Genomic DNA, 15,950 nt, shown 5'->3' with positions numbered 1-15,950 from the left:
CATATCGTTACCCGGCCACGCTCATCGTATAATTTTTGACGAGCGTTTCGTTGACTCTGATAGTTGTCAGTTTGGAAAGATTTTCCAAGCGATCTTTCATATACGGAAAACCTTTTTCATTTTGAATGGCTTTAACGATCTGTGGACGGACTGACGCAACATCGATCGGCTTTCCGCCTTCCTTCTCAAGAACACGAAAGAGCCCGTAATACTTGTCGAACTTCAACGGTCCCAGGAGTTCTCCGAGCGGGGCGGCCCAGAGTGTATCTTTCAGGCCCCCGAACTTCGATATGGGAGCGAGCCCCATCTCGCCGTTATGCTTTGCACTCCACGACCTCAAAGAATATTTCGAAGCCAGTGATCCAAAATCCGCCCCCAGTTGAATATCGGCTCTGAGCGCGAACGCCAGCGAGTCGTTGCCGACAACGATCTCCTGGACGTTCATCTCTTGTTCATTGGTATAGTAGCCAATATTCTTTGTGTAATATTTCGTAATCTCTGAATCCGCGACCGGGACAAGCGCGAGCACTTCATTTCTCTTATAATTCAGGTAAATATTGTTCGCCAGCTTTTCAAATGTCTCATTCACATACGAGGTCGTATCGTATCCTTTCTGCTTCGCGATATCGAGCAATACATCCTGCATTAATAGACCGATGACTGCTGCTTTCAGCTGATGAACCTCAGAAATAAGACTACGGTTGTAAGCCGGTACCTGCAGGATCTTATTTTCGATCTCCTGCGCCGAGTACGATCTGTTCTTGTACTTCACGCAAAATCGTCCGGCCCGGGACCGAGGCTTTGTTGACTCGATGCTGTGGCCCTGAATTTCCTGCAAGTCATCGCAAACGGCCTTCGTTGCCGTTTCGTCAAACTTCACGGCGGTCGTATCGAACACCTTCGCCATGTAATCCTTTTCGTAAGGAACTTTCTTGTCAATCTTGAGCGCCCGCTCTATCTTCCGCTTCATATTGAGGAAATCGGTTTCTGTCGTAAACGGATCCTCGATTCTGTCATCGACCTTGATGATGCTGTAGCCTTGCGCAGTTTTTACGGGTCGAGATATCTCTCCAACTTTCAGCGAATATGCGGCGTTCTCAAAATTCGGGTCCGTCTGCCCCCAGGAGATAAACCCGAGCGAGCCTCCGTTGTTTTTCAGCGCGGTGTCCGTGAACACCTGCTGGGCCAGCTCCTTAAAACTCACTCCCATTTTCGCCAGCCGATAGAGATTTTCAGCTTCGCCTTCGGTCTGCGCAAACAGGTGGCGGACCGAAACTTTTACTTTGGATCGCCGGTACGCTTCGTGCACTTCCTCGTCGCTCACTCTGATCTTCGCATAAATTTCCTGATCCTTCAGAAACGCCAGCACAGATTCTTTCCGGGCCCACGCAATTTCTTTCTTGTATTCGGGATCGTTGTAGATCTTCGAATTGTCGTCGTACTGTTTCAAGAGAATTTCGTTGATCATATTGTTCAGCACGGCGAAACGGGCCCGCATATTGTCCTGAACGCCCGAGAAGACGAGATAGTCCTCGTACCGGTCCGTAAACTCTTTGTAGGGTATTTGCGTGGCGCCGATTGTTGCAACAACATTGGGGTCGTGAAGTGTGGTATCGGGGAATGCGGAAGCTGACACGCAGAGGACGGCCGAGAGGAGCGCCGGCTGAGAACATCGGCTTATCCATCGCTGGAAAAGTCCGGCCATGGTCGAGTTCATTGACGCCGTTTTACTTATTACCCAACGTGTAGCAAGGTGCATCATTCAATCTCAGTCCTTTGCGTGCACAAAATCCTCAACGGGGGCGTAAAGTTTATTCATGCCGCAGGTTGCCCGGACAACCAGCTTCGGTAAAAAATTTATCTGAGAGGGAGGAGCCGACGTATGCTCCATCCGGTAAATAAGCTTGTCGACCGCAAGCTCTCCCATTTCGTACATCGGCTGGCGCATCGTCGTCAGACCGAACTGCTCGGCGAGCTCAATGTCGTCGAAGCTCACCACCGCGACGTCGCTCGGCACCTTGACGCCGTGCTGTCGAAGCGCGCTCATGGCTCCGATCGCCTGGATATCGCTCGAGATAAAGATCGCCGACGGCAGACGCGATCCGTTGCTCAACATCTCCTTCATAGATTGATATCCCGCCTCTCGGCTGAATCCGTCTTGCTTCGTCAGCTTGCTCACGACGATGTTCTCGGGACGAAGTTCCAGGCCGGCCGAGGTGATGGCATCCTTGAATCCGGCAATGCGCTCTCGCGCAGGAACGCTGTTGATGTTCGCGCTGATCATGCCGATGTTCTTATGCCCGAGTGAGACCAGGTGGTTCGTTGCCACCATCGCTCCCTGAAAATTTTCGACGGCGAGAGAATCGAATTGCTCATGGAACGTATCGACCAGCACGACCGGCTTGGAATGATCTTTGAATTTGTCGACGAACGACACCGGGAGTTTCATGGAGAAGAACAAAATGCCGTCCACCCTGCCGCGTTGGATGCTCTTGCGCAGATACTCCTCTATTTGCTCAGGATGGTTGATTCCGTACAGGATCAAGTCGTAGCCGAGGCTCGATATTTTATCCTGCAGCCCTTGGAGCACTTCTATGAAAAAATAGTTCGTGAAGAACGGGATGATGGCTGCGAGGGTGTTGGTTCGCTTCCGAGCCAGTGCTTGAGCGTACGCGTGCGGATGATAGTTCAGCCTTTTCGCAACCGAGAGGATCTTATCGCGCGTTTTCGGAGTAACGTTCGGATGGTTGTTGAACACACGAGAGACCGTTCCGATCCCTACTTCAGCTTCTCTCGCTATGTCATAGATTGTAACAGCCAATGAGCACCAGTAGTTTCACGCGGAAATTTGGAAGGGCTTCCAAAAAAGGTAGGCCTTTTTGCCTTTATTGTCAAGAAAAAAATTCAATTTCTTTTGAATGGGGGGCAGAAACCAAATCCTCTTCCAGGAATTTGGAAGAGGATTTGACAATTGAAGCGGTTAAAAAGAAAGGTAAGACAGCATTTTCCCTCTTAAAATAAGGTATAAATAAACGGGGCTAAAGCACTCCCTTTCGTGATCACAATCAGCAGCCCAAAAAAGAGCAAAGCGAAAACGATCGGCATCAGCCACCATTTCTTGTTCTCTTTGAGGAACTGGATGTATTCCGCGATGATCCTGACTTTGGCCACATTTTCCTCCTAAAACATTTTCTCGTAGTGCATTTTTTTTCCGCCTATGCGCGGAACCCAATACGATTCTTTTGCCCCTGGAAAAGAAACATCGATGAACTTCTTCCCAAACAACCGGGCTAATAATCCGACCGGAGTAATCACAAGATAAAATAAAAGAATGAGAATTGCTCGCGATACGATCCAGCCGAGACCGAACGCGATACCCATCCATGCTCCGTACACTCTGGTGAGGTACTGAGGCTTCATCGCGCCGCACACGAGAAGCAAAAACGCAATGATCAAAAGTAAAGAGACGACGGCTCCATTCCAATGTTTATACACGCCGTCTCCCCCGATGATGAGAAGCAGAGAGCCGACAAGATAGGCAAACTTCCGCACCTCTTTCGGCGTTCTCTTCAAGTGTTTCAATTCGCTTCGAACGTCACTAATCCAGCTCATACATCTCCTTCCATTGGATGTCGTCATGAAAGGCCGGCTGACCCGACTTCAGCAGAATGAATGACCCGAGAACAAGGACGTCAAGACCGGTCCGCATGAAGCATTTGTACGCATCGAGCGGCGTTGCCACGATCGGTTCCCCCCTGACGTTGAACGACGTATTCACTATGACCGGGCATCCGGTTCTTTTGTAGAATGCGGCAATAAGATCGTAGTATAATGGATTGTCCAATGTGTTGACCGTCTGTATTCGCGCTGAGTAGTCGACGTGCGTTACAGCCGGAATTTCCGAACGCAGGACATTAAGCTTCTCGATCCCCCAGAGTTGCTTCTCGGCATCGGTCATGACCCGCTGCTTTTCTTTCTTCACGTCGGCGACGAGAAGCATGTAGGGGCTTTCACGGTCGAGCTCGAACCACTCGCCCGCTTTTTCCTCCAGGACCGAGGGAGCAAACGGCCTGAACCCTTCCCTGAATTTTATTTTGATGTTCATCTTCTTCTGCATTGATGGCGAACGCGCATCTCCGATAATGGACCGATTCCCCAGCGCCCGCGGACCGAATTCCATTCTACCCTGGAACCAGCCGACGATCTTCTCTTGGACCAAATATTCGGAGACTTTATCGCACAACGACCGCCGGTCATTGATTCTTTCATGGGGCAGATTATGTTCTTTCAGAAAGCTGGCGATCTCCTGGTCATCGTACGACGGGCCGAGGTACGATCCATGCTGCAGATCTCTTCGACCTTTCTTCTGTACCGGCTGGCGAAGATGATGATGGTAAGCAACGTATGCCGCCCCGACCGAGCCGCCGGCGTCTCCCGCAGCCGGCTGGATCCAAAGATCTTCAAAGACACCCGACCGCAGAATTTTTCCGTTGGCCACGCAATTCAACGCGACGCCTCCTGCAAGGCATAGATATTTCTCCCCGGTCACCTTTTTTGCATGTTTCGCCATCCGCAACATGACCTCCTCGGTCACATCCTGAATCGATCGTGCCAGATCCAGCTCGCGCTGAGTCAGCAACGATTCAGGAGCTCTCGGTTTCCCGCCGAACAGCGACTCAAACTTCCGGTTTGTCATTCTCAATCCGGAGCAGTAATCAAAGAATTCCATGTTCATGACGAACGAGCCGTCCTCTTTGAGGTCGATCAGATGGTCGTAGATCTGTTTGACATATTTTGGCTCGCCGTACGGCGCAAGCCCCATCACTTTGTATTCGCCCGAATTGACTTTGAAGCCGGTAAAATAGGTGAAGGCTGAATACAAGAGCCCCAGTGAGTGAGGAAAATGCAGTTCCGACAGAATTTCGACTGTACTATCGTGGCCAATGCCTATCGATGACGTTGCCGCCTCGCCAACTCCGTCGATGGTAAGGATCGCCGCATCGGTAAAGGGGGAAGGAAAAAATGCGGACGCCGCGTGGGATTCATGGTGTTCGGGAAATAATACCTTTCCCTCAAAACGGATCTCTTTTTCGATCAGGTCGGGAATCCAGAGCTTCTCCTGCAACCACAACGGCATGGCCATCATGAACGATCGGATTCCCTTCGGCGAAAAGGTGAGATACGTTTCCAGGATGCGGTTAAACTTCAGCAGCGGTTTGTCGTAGAAGGCAACACACTCGAGTTTGTCTGCCGTTATCCCGGCTTCTTTCAGGCAGTACGCAACTGCATGCCGGGGAAAATTGTGGTCATGTTTTTTCCGGGTGAAACGCTCTTCCTGCGCAGCGGCAACGATCTCCCCGTCTGCCAGAATGCAAGCGGCGGAATCATGATAATATGCGGAGATGCCCAGGATGTACATGTTCTCGTTCGAAAAGCGTTTGTGTCGACGGGAAATTCTTGAACGGTCCGTTACTTTGTATAAAAATCTATCATTCGATTGATCGCCCGGGCGCACACCGGGTCGAAATCGGTGAGGCTCAGCGAAAACATCCGGCAATCAAGTGACGGCCGGTATAAGCCCGTGGAACTGTATCCGGCACCTTCAAACGCACCGACAACGCCGGTCAACTGCTTGTCGTTAAGGATCGAATGTTCAGCATCCAAAATCGCCTGGCGTTTCTCGGCATAGCCGGGAGTATTCCGCCGCAACGTTCCCCGTTCCGCTTCCAAGCTGTCGTAGAGGGTTTTGTTCCACGGAGTGGGAAGCGCAATTCCGGACGTCAGTAGGTCTCGCCATTTCATCCCATCGCGCGAAATGTTCGCAGCGATATTCGGCTCCCACGGCTCTATTCCCTTCTGATAAAAATCATTGTACGCAACCGACGACGAATAGTATTCGTCCCCCAACCCGGCAAACGAATGTCCGAACTCGTGGACAAAAACATAATCGGCCTGCCACGCCGTGGCGGGGGTCTCGCCGTTGGCGAAGCAAACGGCATACAATTGGAATATTCCTCCGCCGCCGTAGCGGTGCGTGTTGACCAGGATGAAGAGAAAATCATAAGGAGCAGCGGAAGCATACTCCCTCACATTTTTGTTCGCGTCGGTCAGAACATACCGGGCAGATCCAAAAGAGTCGTACGTTGTCCCGAGCGGATGGTCCGTCCAGATATTTTCGTCCGGCTGGTCGATTCCCGATTCGTGCGATTCGACCTCGACTGCACGCACGTTGAAATCATTCTTTCGATGCTTGAATGGCTCGGTGGAAAATAAAATTTGCGTGAAATGACGGGCATCGCTGACAAATTTCGTCATCTCTCCTTTTGTGTAGCCGTCACCGAGAATGGCGATATCAACCTTGGAATGGACATCGCCGTTTGAAACGATATCGACCACTTCGGTCCGAGAATGAACGACTCCGCGGCGAACGTCGGTGCCGCCCGGGTCGATGACGGTCGAGTACATCTCGCTGAATACCATCTGTTTCGTCCGCCGCGATACCGTCAACTGGAACTTATGAAGCGGGCAGGGGAACCTGACCGACTCATGAAAGGTTCTGAAGGTTCCGGCCGCAGCTTCGTCGGTCGTCTGCCATTCGTCGAACAGCGAGCTGTAGCCCCGTGAATAGATCGTCCGGTTGCTTTTGACATCGACGATGCGAAAAAAATATTCGCCGAGATTGAGCGTGTCGATCAGGTTGGTCAGGCTTCCCGGCCATATTCCCTCCAGACACATTTTATCGGCGGAGATCCGCTCTTCCCCCTTCGTTCCGGTATGGTAATAATCGAAGCGAAACGTGGAATCGCAAAAATACTCTTCAAACCGTTCCGCACCTTCCGCATTCATACAGAGAACGGCGAGAAGAACAAAGGAGCATGTCATTCGCGGGATGTTCATCGTTTTACCTTAATGATTGACGACTGGAGTATCTTATGGTTTGCATCATCCTGAACAAAGGCTACCAGAAATAATTGCTTCGGGTCTAATTCTGATTTTCTTTCTTTAAATACCGCTCCCGGTTTCCCTTCGTTCTTTTCGTAATTCACGAGATATTTTTCAAGCTGGTCCTCGACGGATGAGACCGTGAAGGCATCTTTGACGGCTGCCCTTCCGTTCTTGCCGAACGATATTCCTCCGGCGCCGCGGATCATCCTTCTGACGACAAACCGGTGTTCCGAAATCCCGTTCCCTCCCTGATACCGTATTCCATCCTCTGCGAGCACGACGCGGAGTTTATAGGTCTTCCGGACCGCGCTGACGTTCGCCGAAACCGCAAAGGAAATCCTGCTCCTCCTGATCTTCGCAGACATCTTGATCGACGCTTTTGCCGGGAGATTCAGCGTATGATCGATGGCGTCCGCATAACCGGCAAACTTTGCCCGCGCGGCAAAGCCCAAACCGCCGGTGTTGGTCACATCGGTCCCGTCGATGATTGACGTCGGAGTGCTGTTCACGTCATAATATCCCGACCGCAACTCCGTATCGCCGTTCGTCAACGGATCGGGGCGGGGAATGTGCAAATGATATTCCAGCACAACTAATTCAGATCGGTCATAGCGTTCCAACAGCTTGTTGTAAGCGATATCCGCAGCCTGACATGGCCGGCATTCGGCTCCCGTGAATAACTCTGCCAGCACGGTTTTATGGTTCGGCTGGTCCTCTACCGAATCGGGCCGCTCATATTTTTCCGGGAAGAAATCTACCCACCGCCTCTGTGCTGCGCTTATCATTGAATCGAGCTGCGCATGAGGATACAATTCCTTTTGGAGAGCGAGCAGCGGCTTCACCAAAGCCGGCGGCCTGCTCATCGTGAGTCCGCAGAGGTAGGTATCCAGCGCTTCGTTCTTCTTTCCCATTTTTTCCTGGACGGAGCCGAGCGCAAGAAATAATTCTGTTGCGGTCGGAAGGGCAGTTTTCTCCCCTTCTATAAGATACCGTTCTGCTTCTGCATTGTCTCCCGCGTACGCAAGAACAACGCCAAGCGAACCTGCGGCTTCACACCGGTCTTGAAACGATTTTCCGGCGGCCTCATGGTATGCTTCTCTGGCAAAACGAAGGGCGAGTCCCGGAAAGACCCTGTTCCTTGAAAAACTTTCCGCAATGAAGCTCTTTGCCCGGGAGGTATCCTTGACCGCGCGAAGATATTCATTTCCCGCACGCTCGAAAAGGCTGTCACGGACATGTGCCGCCGACGCAGAATCCTTCAACCGCGAGCGAAAGAGCGAGTCAAGGCCGGGATAGTCCGCCTGCGGCTGGGGAGAAATAAAGCTCGCGTGGACATACTGTTCAAGCCCCTCGACCCCGCGGTGAGTTTCCAGCTGTATCAGACCGAGCTGCGAGAAATAATTGCCATACCGGGGATCGAAAAGAGCGGTCGGCGGAAGCATCCCGATCGCTTCCCGCTGTACCGATTCAGCATCCGAATATCTCTTAAGAATGATCAGCGCAGCAGCTTTTGTGTATAACAACAGAGGAGCCGGGCCTCTGTGTTTTTCGCGATACAGGGTGATCGCCGAATCGACGAACCGCAGAGCGGTGTCCGCATATTGTTTCCGGAAGGCAAGTTCGAGCGCAATTTCTTGGAGCGCCCCTTGAAGGTTCACGGAATCTTTTGCGGCCAGGTATCGATGAGCGGCAATAAATGCGGCGCTGTCTCGATGCAGGGACATAAGCACGCTGAATTGGGCTCGATAGGCGTCCCCCGCAAGCCTGCTTTGAGGATAATTGGCAATCAGCCTGTCCAGTGCCGTGAGCTTTGCCGTGTCCGAAGTTGCGCTCATGGCAGATTTGAACAACTGGTCATCGGACAATTGACCAAAGACACTTATCGGAATCAAAAACCACCACACTATCAGTTGCACCGATTTCATAGCGATATTCTTCTCTTCGTTAATTGCGTTTGTCTTTTTTCTTAATAGCTCTGTACATGAAGCTGCCGGAAACACCACACACGGCAGCGCCGCTTGCGATCGCCCATCGGACGCCGATCATATTGGCCAGCACGCCGATCCCCAGACTCCCAAAGGGAAAGAGCCCCTGGAACACCAGCGCATACAACCCCATGACCCTCCCGCGCAAATGGTCGGGCGTGCGCGTTTGCAGTGTGGCGTTCGCCGTAGCAAAAAAAGCGATCAGACCGATCCCCACGCCGACCAGGCATGCCATCGACAGAAGAGGTAATGACGATACTGAAAAAATCAGAATCGCGCAAACAAAAATTGCCAGGCCTGAAAAGATGAAATTACGGGGACGCACCTTGTGACCGACCGAGGCGACCGTGAGAGCGCTGACGAGGGCTCCAATGCCGTTCGCCGTAAGCAGATTGCCGAGCCCTATTGCCCCGATATTGAGAATCTTGTCCGCAAAAATGGGCAGCATGACGGAGTACGACCACCCGAAGATCGTCACAATGGAAACAAGGATCATAATGACTTTCAGCGTCTCCTGAGAACGGACATAGGCGATTCCTTCGGTGATCGACTTGATCAGCGGCGTTTCAGTTCTTGCCGAGATCTTTTCCGGAACGTCCATCAGCAGCAGACCGATGATCACCGCGATGAATGAAACCCCGTTGAGAAAGAAGCACCACCCGACGCCGAGTATGCCGATGATGATGCCGCCTATCGCAGGGCCGAACATCCGGGCGCTGTTAAATACCGCCGAATTCAACGCAATGGCGTTCGGGAGGTCATCCTTCCCCACCATCTCCACGACGAACGACTGCCTCCCGGGCATATCAAAGGCATTCACCAGGCCGAGGGTGAAGGCAAGTATACCGACCATCACGGGCGTAATCAACTCCGTCCAGACCAAGCTGGCAAGGATGAACGCCTGGACCATCGAAGCGGTCTGCGTCGCAACGATCAGTTTCTTTTTGGAGATCCGATCGGCAAGCGAGCCGCCGAACGCCGAGAACAGAAGCACAGGCACCGACGTCAGAAAACCGATCGTCCCGAGCCACACCGACGAATGAGTCAACTGATACACCAGCCATGCCTGGCCAATATTCTGCATCCAGGTACCCATCAGTGAGATGAGCTGCCCGAAGAAAAAAAGGCGGTAGTTCCTGTGCCGAAGCGAACGAACCATCGGAAGCCTGATCATCCACCGCACAAAGGATTTCGCTCGCTCCATAAGACCTATTGCACGCGGATCTTAAGCAATTCGACCTTTGTTTTTGTGGCCCGCACTACCTGAATGAGCATCGTACCGATGCGCACCTCTTCCTTCTCTGACGGGATCCTTCCGAGGGAATGCATCATAAATCCGGCGATGGTGTCATACGGTCCGTCCGGTATTTCCGCGCCGATCACTTGTTTCAATTTGTGGATTTCCGCTCTTCCGTTCACGAGAAACGTCCCGTCCGGAGATCGCTTGATGTACTGGTCTTCTTCCTGCTGCCCGTCGGCGATCTCTCCCAAAAATTCTTCGAGAATATCCTCGGACGTTACGACGCCTGCGGTCCCTCCAAATTCATCGACCACGACCGCGAGGGAGATCTTCTTAAGCCGGAAATCGCGGAAAAGGTCGGAGCAGTTCTTCGTTTCGGGAACGAAAACCGTTTCCCGCAGGATGTGCGAGAGCGTCCGCGGCCTCGAGAAAAAATCCCGGGCGAATACCACGCCGATGATATTGTCGACCGTCTGATCATACACCAGCAGTTTTGAATATCCCCGGTCGACCAGCACCTGCCATGCCTGCTTGACCGGAGTCTTCACATCGACCGCGACGACGTTTGCACGCGCCTTCATGACATCTTTGGCCAGAACATCGCTTAACGTGATCACTTTGATAATTTTCTTCCCAACCTCTTTGCCGACTTCGCCCACTTCCGTACTCTCCTTGAGGAGAACCTCGACATCTTTTTTATGGAGGAATCTGCCTACGCTGGAGTTTTCAAACCCGAGTCCGGAAATAATGCCCTTCGAAGCCTGCTGTGTCACCCACACAAAAGGAAGAAGCAGGATGCGGCACGCCTGAAGGAACGATGATGCATATGGGACAACGGTATCTGCTATAATGCGGAAAAGGGATTTCGGAAGCAATTCGCCGAAGAGCAGAATGATAAAAGAGATAATAATGGTAATGAGCGTATCCGAGCCGTGCAGATGCTCCTGAAGAAGGATGGCCGCAATGGAAGAGAAGGCGATGTTCGCCACATTGTTACCCACCAGCACCGTGGTAAGATATTCTTCCGGGCTGCTGACAAAGGACAATGCCTGCGCTGCTCCGAATTTCTTCCGGCGCGCGCGGACTTCCATTTTTGCCTTGTTCGCCACAATGAAGACAATTTCGGATGACGAAAAAAGGCCGCTAAAAATAATGAGGATGAACAAAAGTAAAAGTTGGAGCATCATACCGCTGTCCTGGAATAGGTATTTTTTCCCCGCGCTGCGAGCTCCTGAAGGGCGGACGGAATCCGTTTCATGATATCGCTCGCAAGCATTCCCATTTCACCGATATCGTTGCGCGCAAGATCGCCCGCGTATCCGTGTACGAAGACCCCGTTGATCGCGGCCCGTTCGGGAGGGTTGTGCTGTCCGCATAGCGCCGCAATGATGCCGGCGAGGACGTCGCCGGAGCCTGCCGTGGCCATTCCCGGATTTCCGGTCGAATTGACAAACACAGAGCCCGACGGAACTGCCACGATCGTCGGCGCCCCCTTCAACACAAGAATAACATTATTCTTCCGGGCAAAGGATCTCGCGATCTGAATCTTCTCTCTCTCGATTTCCGCCGCGGGGAGCGTGACCAGCCGGGAAAATTCTCCCATGTGAGGGGTGAGAATAACGGATCGGCATTTTCTCTTTCGAAGCAGGGAAATATCTTGGGCCAATGCATTCAATCCGTCGGCATCGACGATCAGCGTCTGTTCAGCCGTTGAGACAATTGTATGAACAAGTTCAACGCTTTCGGCGTTCGTGGATAATCCAGGGCCTATGAGAATTACATCGGCCCATTTCATTTTGGGGCCCATAACTTCAAGGGCTGAAAATGCGACAGAGCCTTCGGCTGTGGACGGCAGCTCAAAGGGCATCACCTCCAATGTTCGCCGGGCGACTGCCGGAAAAACCGCCGACGGGATTCCCAGAACGACCGCACCGGCGCCGGATTTCATTGCCGATTGAGAACAGAGGAGCGCGGCGCCGCTCAATCCTTTTGAGCCCGCAACCACAAAGATTTTTCCGACGCTCTGCTTATGAGCTGTCTCTGACCGAACGGGGAGACCGTTTTGAACATCCTTCTTCTCGACAAAAAAGGTGTAAAACTTGCGGTTGTCAAGAAGCTTCTTCGGCATCTGAATGTCGGCAACGACAACCGGGCCGGTCATCCCTTTTCCTTTTCCGGTATAAAATCCGAGTTTGGGCAAGGCCATCGAGACCGTCAGGTCAGCTTGCACTGCCGCTGAGGAGCATTCTCCGGTTAGAGCATCAAGCCCGGAAGGAATATCCACTGCAATGACCTTTGAATTCCGCTGACGATTGATCCATTCGATGGTTGCCTTGAACGCACCGCGCACCTCGCCATGAAACGAAGTTCCAAAAATTGCATCGATGATGAAGTCAAATTTCTTCCGCGAAACTCCTTTGCCGCGCGTCGATGGCAAGAAAATGAGATTTCTGCCGCCGATGCTTTGCAATTTATCAAAATTTATTTTTGTATCCCCTTGCATATCGCCCCTTTTGCCGAGAAAAAGCACTGCAACTGTCGCTCCGCGCTGAACGGCATACCGGCCGGCGACGAAACCGTCTCCGCCGTTCTTCCCTTTTCCAGCGACGACAAGAATCTTCCGGCCACCAACGGGGCCGAATGCTTTTTCCATCTCGTCAATGACAGAGCGGCCCGCATTTTCCATCAGCGAGAGGGACGGCATCCCGAACCGGCGAGATGCCAGTTCGTCCATGGCTTTCATTTGTTGAGGACTTACGACGGGGAGCACGAACCCTCCAAAAATGAAAACCGTCCATTCAATGAAAGCAAGAAATGGACGGCAGCGATCTTCCACCCAATATCAAAAAAGCAATTGCGTAACATTCAGGATGAGTGATGGGAGAATTCCAAACAGGATAATTCCAGCGGCGGAGAGCATCACGGAAAAGGCGGCAAGCCGCGGTGTGCCGGCCTCCGGGGCTTCCGCAGAATCTCGGAAATACATATAGACGACGACACGCAGATAATAGTATGCCGATAGAAGGCTCGTCAGGACGCCGAGAATTGCAAGCCATGTCATTCCCGATTGCACGGCGCTCGTGAAAAGGTAATATTTCCCGACAAAGCCCGCGAACGGCGGAATGCCGGTCAGGGAGAACATGAACATCGAAAGGAGCGCCGCGATCGCCGGCCTGCGGGTGCCGAGCCCAGCGTACTCTTCATACGAAACATTTTTTCCGGATTCTTTCTCAAGGATCGAGATGACGCCGAACGCGCCAAGGTTGGTCAACGTGTAGGAAACAAGATAAAAGAGTATCCCTTGCTCTCCGAGCGGCTGGCCGGATGCAACCCCGATGAGCATATATCCCGCATGGGCGATGCTGGAGTACGCCAGCATCCTCTTGAGGTTGGTCTGGGACAGACCGAAAAGATTGCCGACGACCATCGAACTTGCGGCGAGTACCGCAAGAATCAATTTGAAATGTTCGTCGTGCTGTGCGATCGGAATCGAAAACACAAGCACGGAAGCGGCGAACGCGGCGGACTTCCCTCCCGTCGACATCAATGCCGCGACGGTCGTGGGCGAGCCTTCATACACATCGGGAGCCCACATATGAAACGGAACCGCGGCGACCTTGAACGCAAGACCGATCAGCAACAAACCGAATCCGACGTTGTATAACGTGCGTGCCGATTCGCCGACGTGTACCGAAGCGATACGAAGAAGATTCGTCGTTCCGGTCGTGCCGTAGATGAGCGCAATTCCGTAGAGCAAAAAACCGGTCGCGAACGCCCCGAGAAGAAAATACTTCAACGCAGCCTCGTTGGAGCTAAGCTTCGTTCTCATGAACCCTGCCAGCACGTAAAAACAGACGGACATCAATTCGACGCCGAGAAAGAGCGTGATCAAATCTGCGGAGGATCCCATCAGCATCATTCCTGCCACCGCAAGGAGCACGAGAACGTAGAATTCGCCGAAATGAATATTCTCTTTCTTCAGATAAGAATCGGAAAGAAGGAAGGTCAGAAGACCTGCAGCGAGGAAGATCACGTCGAAGAAACTGGCATAACCGCCGACAAGCACCATGTCGTTGAACGCCGTCGTGCTCAAGGAGAAGGTCACAACACTGAACCCGATGCTGACCAGAATTCCAACGATGCCGACGACAAGAATTGCGGTTTCGCTGTTCCGCTTTACGGACTTGACGATGAGAGCGACGAGCGCTGTGATCGAGACCGAAAGGATCGGAGATATTCCGTACAAATCTGACGCTGAAAAAACCATAGACTCGTCCTCTGGAAAGAACTATGAACGAAAGAAAACGAACCACACGAGAATGAACGTCGGAAGCAGCACCGGAACCGCATACCGGCCGACGTACCCGAAGAACGACGGCATGACGGCTCCGGCTTCCTCAGCAATCGCCTTGACCATAAAATTGGGACCGTTCCCGATGTACGTTCCGGCCCCGAAGAACACTGCGCTCAGCGAGATCGCTTTCAGATAAACATCCCGGTTTCCCATCAAATACGAAACCTGGACGACCGACTGCGGAACACTTCCGGCGGCAACGAGTTCTCCATGATATTTCGCAAGCACCGAGAACGTATTCCTGATTTCGACGGCAGTGAGGGCTGATAGTTCCGACCCGTGGGAAAGCACCAGCCGGTTCACCTGTGAGAGGATGTTCTGGCCGACGAACAATCCGACGGATGCGCTGAGAGAGTTCAAATACGTCGGAGCGTTGTCAAGCATGCTTGAGAGAAGGCCGGTGCCCCAGAAAAATTGGCCGGGCGTCGAAATGCCGGACGAGGCCGCGTGCATCTCAATCCAATCAAGGACAGGAACCAACGTAGCAAAGATCCCGACGAACAGAATTGCAACTTCTTTCAACGGGGCAAAGGTGAAAGCGTTGGCTTTGTGAATTTCATTCTTCGTCGAGAAATATGAACCGACGGCCGCCAGGATCATGACGAACTCACGAAAAAACAACGGATGTCCGATGAAGAGCGCCAAAACAATAATTGCCAAAAAAAAGACGTTGTGCAGTCCGTTCACCTTCGCTTCTTCATGTACCTCGGACATCGGAATACGGGATGGGCTTGTTTCGAATTTTCGAAAGCTGAGGTAGTCGACGGCAAAAAAAACCGCAAGCACTATCCCGATCGCCAAAAGCCACATATACCATGCCGACGAGAGTACCCAAAAGAACGGTATCCCTTTCAGATAACCGAGGAATATCGGCGGGTCCCCGATCGGAGTCAACGCTCCTCCCATATTGCTGACCACAAAGATAAAGAAGACGATATGAAACGGACGAAGACGATATTTGTTGGCATGGAGATACGGCCGTATCAAAATGATCGATGCGCCCGTCGTGCCAAGGATGTTCGCCGCAACGGCTCCCGTTGCAAGAAGGATGAGATTTCCAAACGGTCCGGCGTTCCCCGAAATACGAAGGAGAATTCCTCCGGAGACGATGAAGAGAGAGCCGATGAGAACAACAAAACTGACGTATTCTTTTCCCGATTCGAGGATGCGTTCTTCATTCCCCGTTGCAAGAAGATACCATGCGACGGCAACAACGCCGAGGCCAACTGCAACGGCTGGATAATTGTTCTTCCACCATGCTCCGTGGACGAACGGAACGACGGCGATCGCGGCAAGGAGGACTGCAAACGGCAGGATCATCGTCGAGGGAACTTGAGGGACGGCTGAAGCTTCTCCGGCGAAGGCGATCGAAGAGATGCCGGAAAGCAATAGAGATATTTTGAGCGCCGCTCGGATGATGGACATG

12 protein-coding genes are annotated in these 15,950 nt (G+C 52.3%); all 12 read right to left on the bottom strand.

Going from position 1 to position 15,950, the window contains the following annotated elements; translation table 11 throughout:
* Positions 1 to 7: 7 nt before the first annotated feature.
* Positions 8 to 1,717: a peptidylprolyl isomerase gene (locus VMF88_08555; protein ID HTY11110.1), complete on the bottom strand. Its 1,710-nt coding sequence runs from the start codon at positions 1,715 to 1,717 to the stop codon at positions 8 to 10.
* A 51-nt stretch (positions 1,718 to 1,768) separates the two neighbouring features.
* Entirely contained in the window at positions 1,769 to 2,821 is a 1,053-nt protein-coding gene (locus VMF88_08550) for a LacI family DNA-binding transcriptional regulator (protein ID HTY11109.1), read from the bottom strand.
* A 191-nt stretch (positions 2,822 to 3,012) separates the two neighbouring features.
* Entirely contained in the window at positions 3,013 to 3,171 is a 159-nt protein-coding gene (locus tag VMF88_08545; protein ID HTY11108.1) for a DUF5989 family protein, read from the bottom strand.
* A gap of 9 nt (positions 3,172 to 3,180) precedes the next feature.
* Positions 3,181 to 3,612 (bottom strand): SxtJ family membrane protein, encoded by a 432-nt coding sequence (locus VMF88_08540; GenBank protein HTY11107.1) that lies wholly within the window; start codon positions 3,610 to 3,612, stop codon positions 3,181 to 3,183.
* The gene (locus tag VMF88_08535; GenBank protein HTY11106.1) at positions 3,599 to 5,419 is read right to left on the bottom strand and encodes a carbamoyltransferase; all 1,821 of its coding nucleotides are present in this window, start codon (positions 5,417 to 5,419) and stop codon (positions 3,599 to 3,601) included. Before VMF88_08535 ends, VMF88_08540 begins: the two co-directional genes overlap by 14 nt.
* Before the next feature lie 50 nt (positions 5,420 to 5,469).
* Entirely contained in the window at positions 5,470 to 6,897 is a 1,428-nt protein-coding gene (locus VMF88_08530; GenBank protein HTY11105.1) for a M64 family metallopeptidase, read from the bottom strand.
* A complete protein-coding gene (locus tag VMF88_08525; protein HTY11104.1) occupies positions 6,894 to 8,870 on the bottom strand; it encodes a hypothetical protein in 1,977 nt (658 codons plus the stop codon). The genes VMF88_08530 and VMF88_08525 overlap by 4 nt, the downstream gene beginning before the upstream one ends.
* Positions 8,871 to 8,889: 19 nt before the next feature.
* Positions 8,890 to 10,134, bottom strand: a complete 1,245-nt coding sequence (locus tag VMF88_08520) for an MFS transporter (protein HTY11103.1) — start codon at positions 10,132 to 10,134, stop codon at positions 8,890 to 8,892.
* A 5-nt stretch (positions 10,135 to 10,139) separates the two neighbouring features.
* Positions 10,140 to 11,357: a hemolysin family protein gene (locus VMF88_08515; protein ID HTY11102.1), complete on the bottom strand. Its 1,218-nt coding sequence runs from the start codon at positions 11,355 to 11,357 to the stop codon at positions 10,140 to 10,142.
* Positions 11,354 to 12,940 carry an NAD(P)H-hydrate dehydratase gene (locus VMF88_08510; protein ID HTY11101.1) on the bottom strand — a complete coding sequence of 529 codons (1,587 nt, stop codon included), beginning with the start codon at positions 12,938 to 12,940 and terminating at the stop codon, positions 11,354 to 11,356. The genes VMF88_08515 and VMF88_08510 overlap by 4 nt, the downstream gene beginning before the upstream one ends.
* Before the next feature lie 72 nt (positions 12,941 to 13,012).
* On the bottom strand, positions 13,013 to 14,437 hold the full coding sequence (locus VMF88_08505) for an NADH-quinone oxidoreductase subunit N (protein ID HTY11100.1): 1,425 nt from the start codon (positions 14,435 to 14,437) through the stop codon (positions 13,013 to 13,015).
* A gap of 21 nt (positions 14,438 to 14,458) precedes the next feature.
* The gene (locus VMF88_08500) at positions 14,459 to 15,949 is read right to left on the bottom strand and encodes a sodium:proton antiporter (protein HTY11099.1); all 1,491 of its coding nucleotides are present in this window, start codon (positions 15,947 to 15,949) and stop codon (positions 14,459 to 14,461) included.
* Between the last annotated feature and the right edge of the window lies 1 nt (position 15,950).

This window comes from Bacteroidota bacterium (assembly GCA_035506275.1).
Taxonomy (GTDB): domain Bacteria; phylum Bacteroidota; class Ignavibacteria; order UBA10030; family UBA8401; genus JAGVPT01.
Note: the sequence above shows the minus strand (reverse complement) of the source record. Positions and strands in the feature narration are given on the sequence as shown.

Coding starts and splice junctions, on each gene's coding strand:
- VMF88_08555 (HTY11110.1), bottom strand. CDS start 1,717: ATGAACTCGACCATGGCCGGACTTTTCCAGCGATGGATAAGCCGATGT.
- VMF88_08540 (HTY11107.1), bottom strand. CDS start 3,612: ATGAGCTGGATTAGTGACGTTCGAAGCGAATTGAAACACTTGAAGAGA.
- VMF88_08535 (HTY11106.1), bottom strand. CDS start 5,419: ATGTACATCCTGGGCATCTCCGCATATTATCATGATTCCGCCGCTTGC.
- VMF88_08530 (HTY11105.1), bottom strand. CDS start 6,897: ATGAACATCCCGCGAATGACATGCTCCTTTGTTCTTCTCGCCGTTCTC.
- VMF88_08525 (HTY11104.1), bottom strand. CDS start 8,870: ATGAAATCGGTGCAACTGATAGTGTGGTGGTTTTTGATTCCGATAAGT.
- VMF88_08520 (HTY11103.1), bottom strand. CDS start 10,134: ATGGAGCGAGCGAAATCCTTTGTGCGGTGGATGATCAGGCTTCCGATG.
- VMF88_08515 (HTY11102.1), bottom strand. CDS start 11,357: ATGATGCTCCAACTTTTACTTTTGTTCATCCTCATTATTTTTAGCGGC.
- VMF88_08505 (HTY11100.1), bottom strand. CDS start 14,437: ATGGTTTTTTCAGCGTCAGATTTGTACGGAATATCTCCGATCCTTTCG.
- VMF88_08500 (HTY11099.1), bottom strand. CDS start 15,949: ATGTCCATCATCCGAGCGGCGCTCAAAATATCTCTATTGCTTTCCGGC.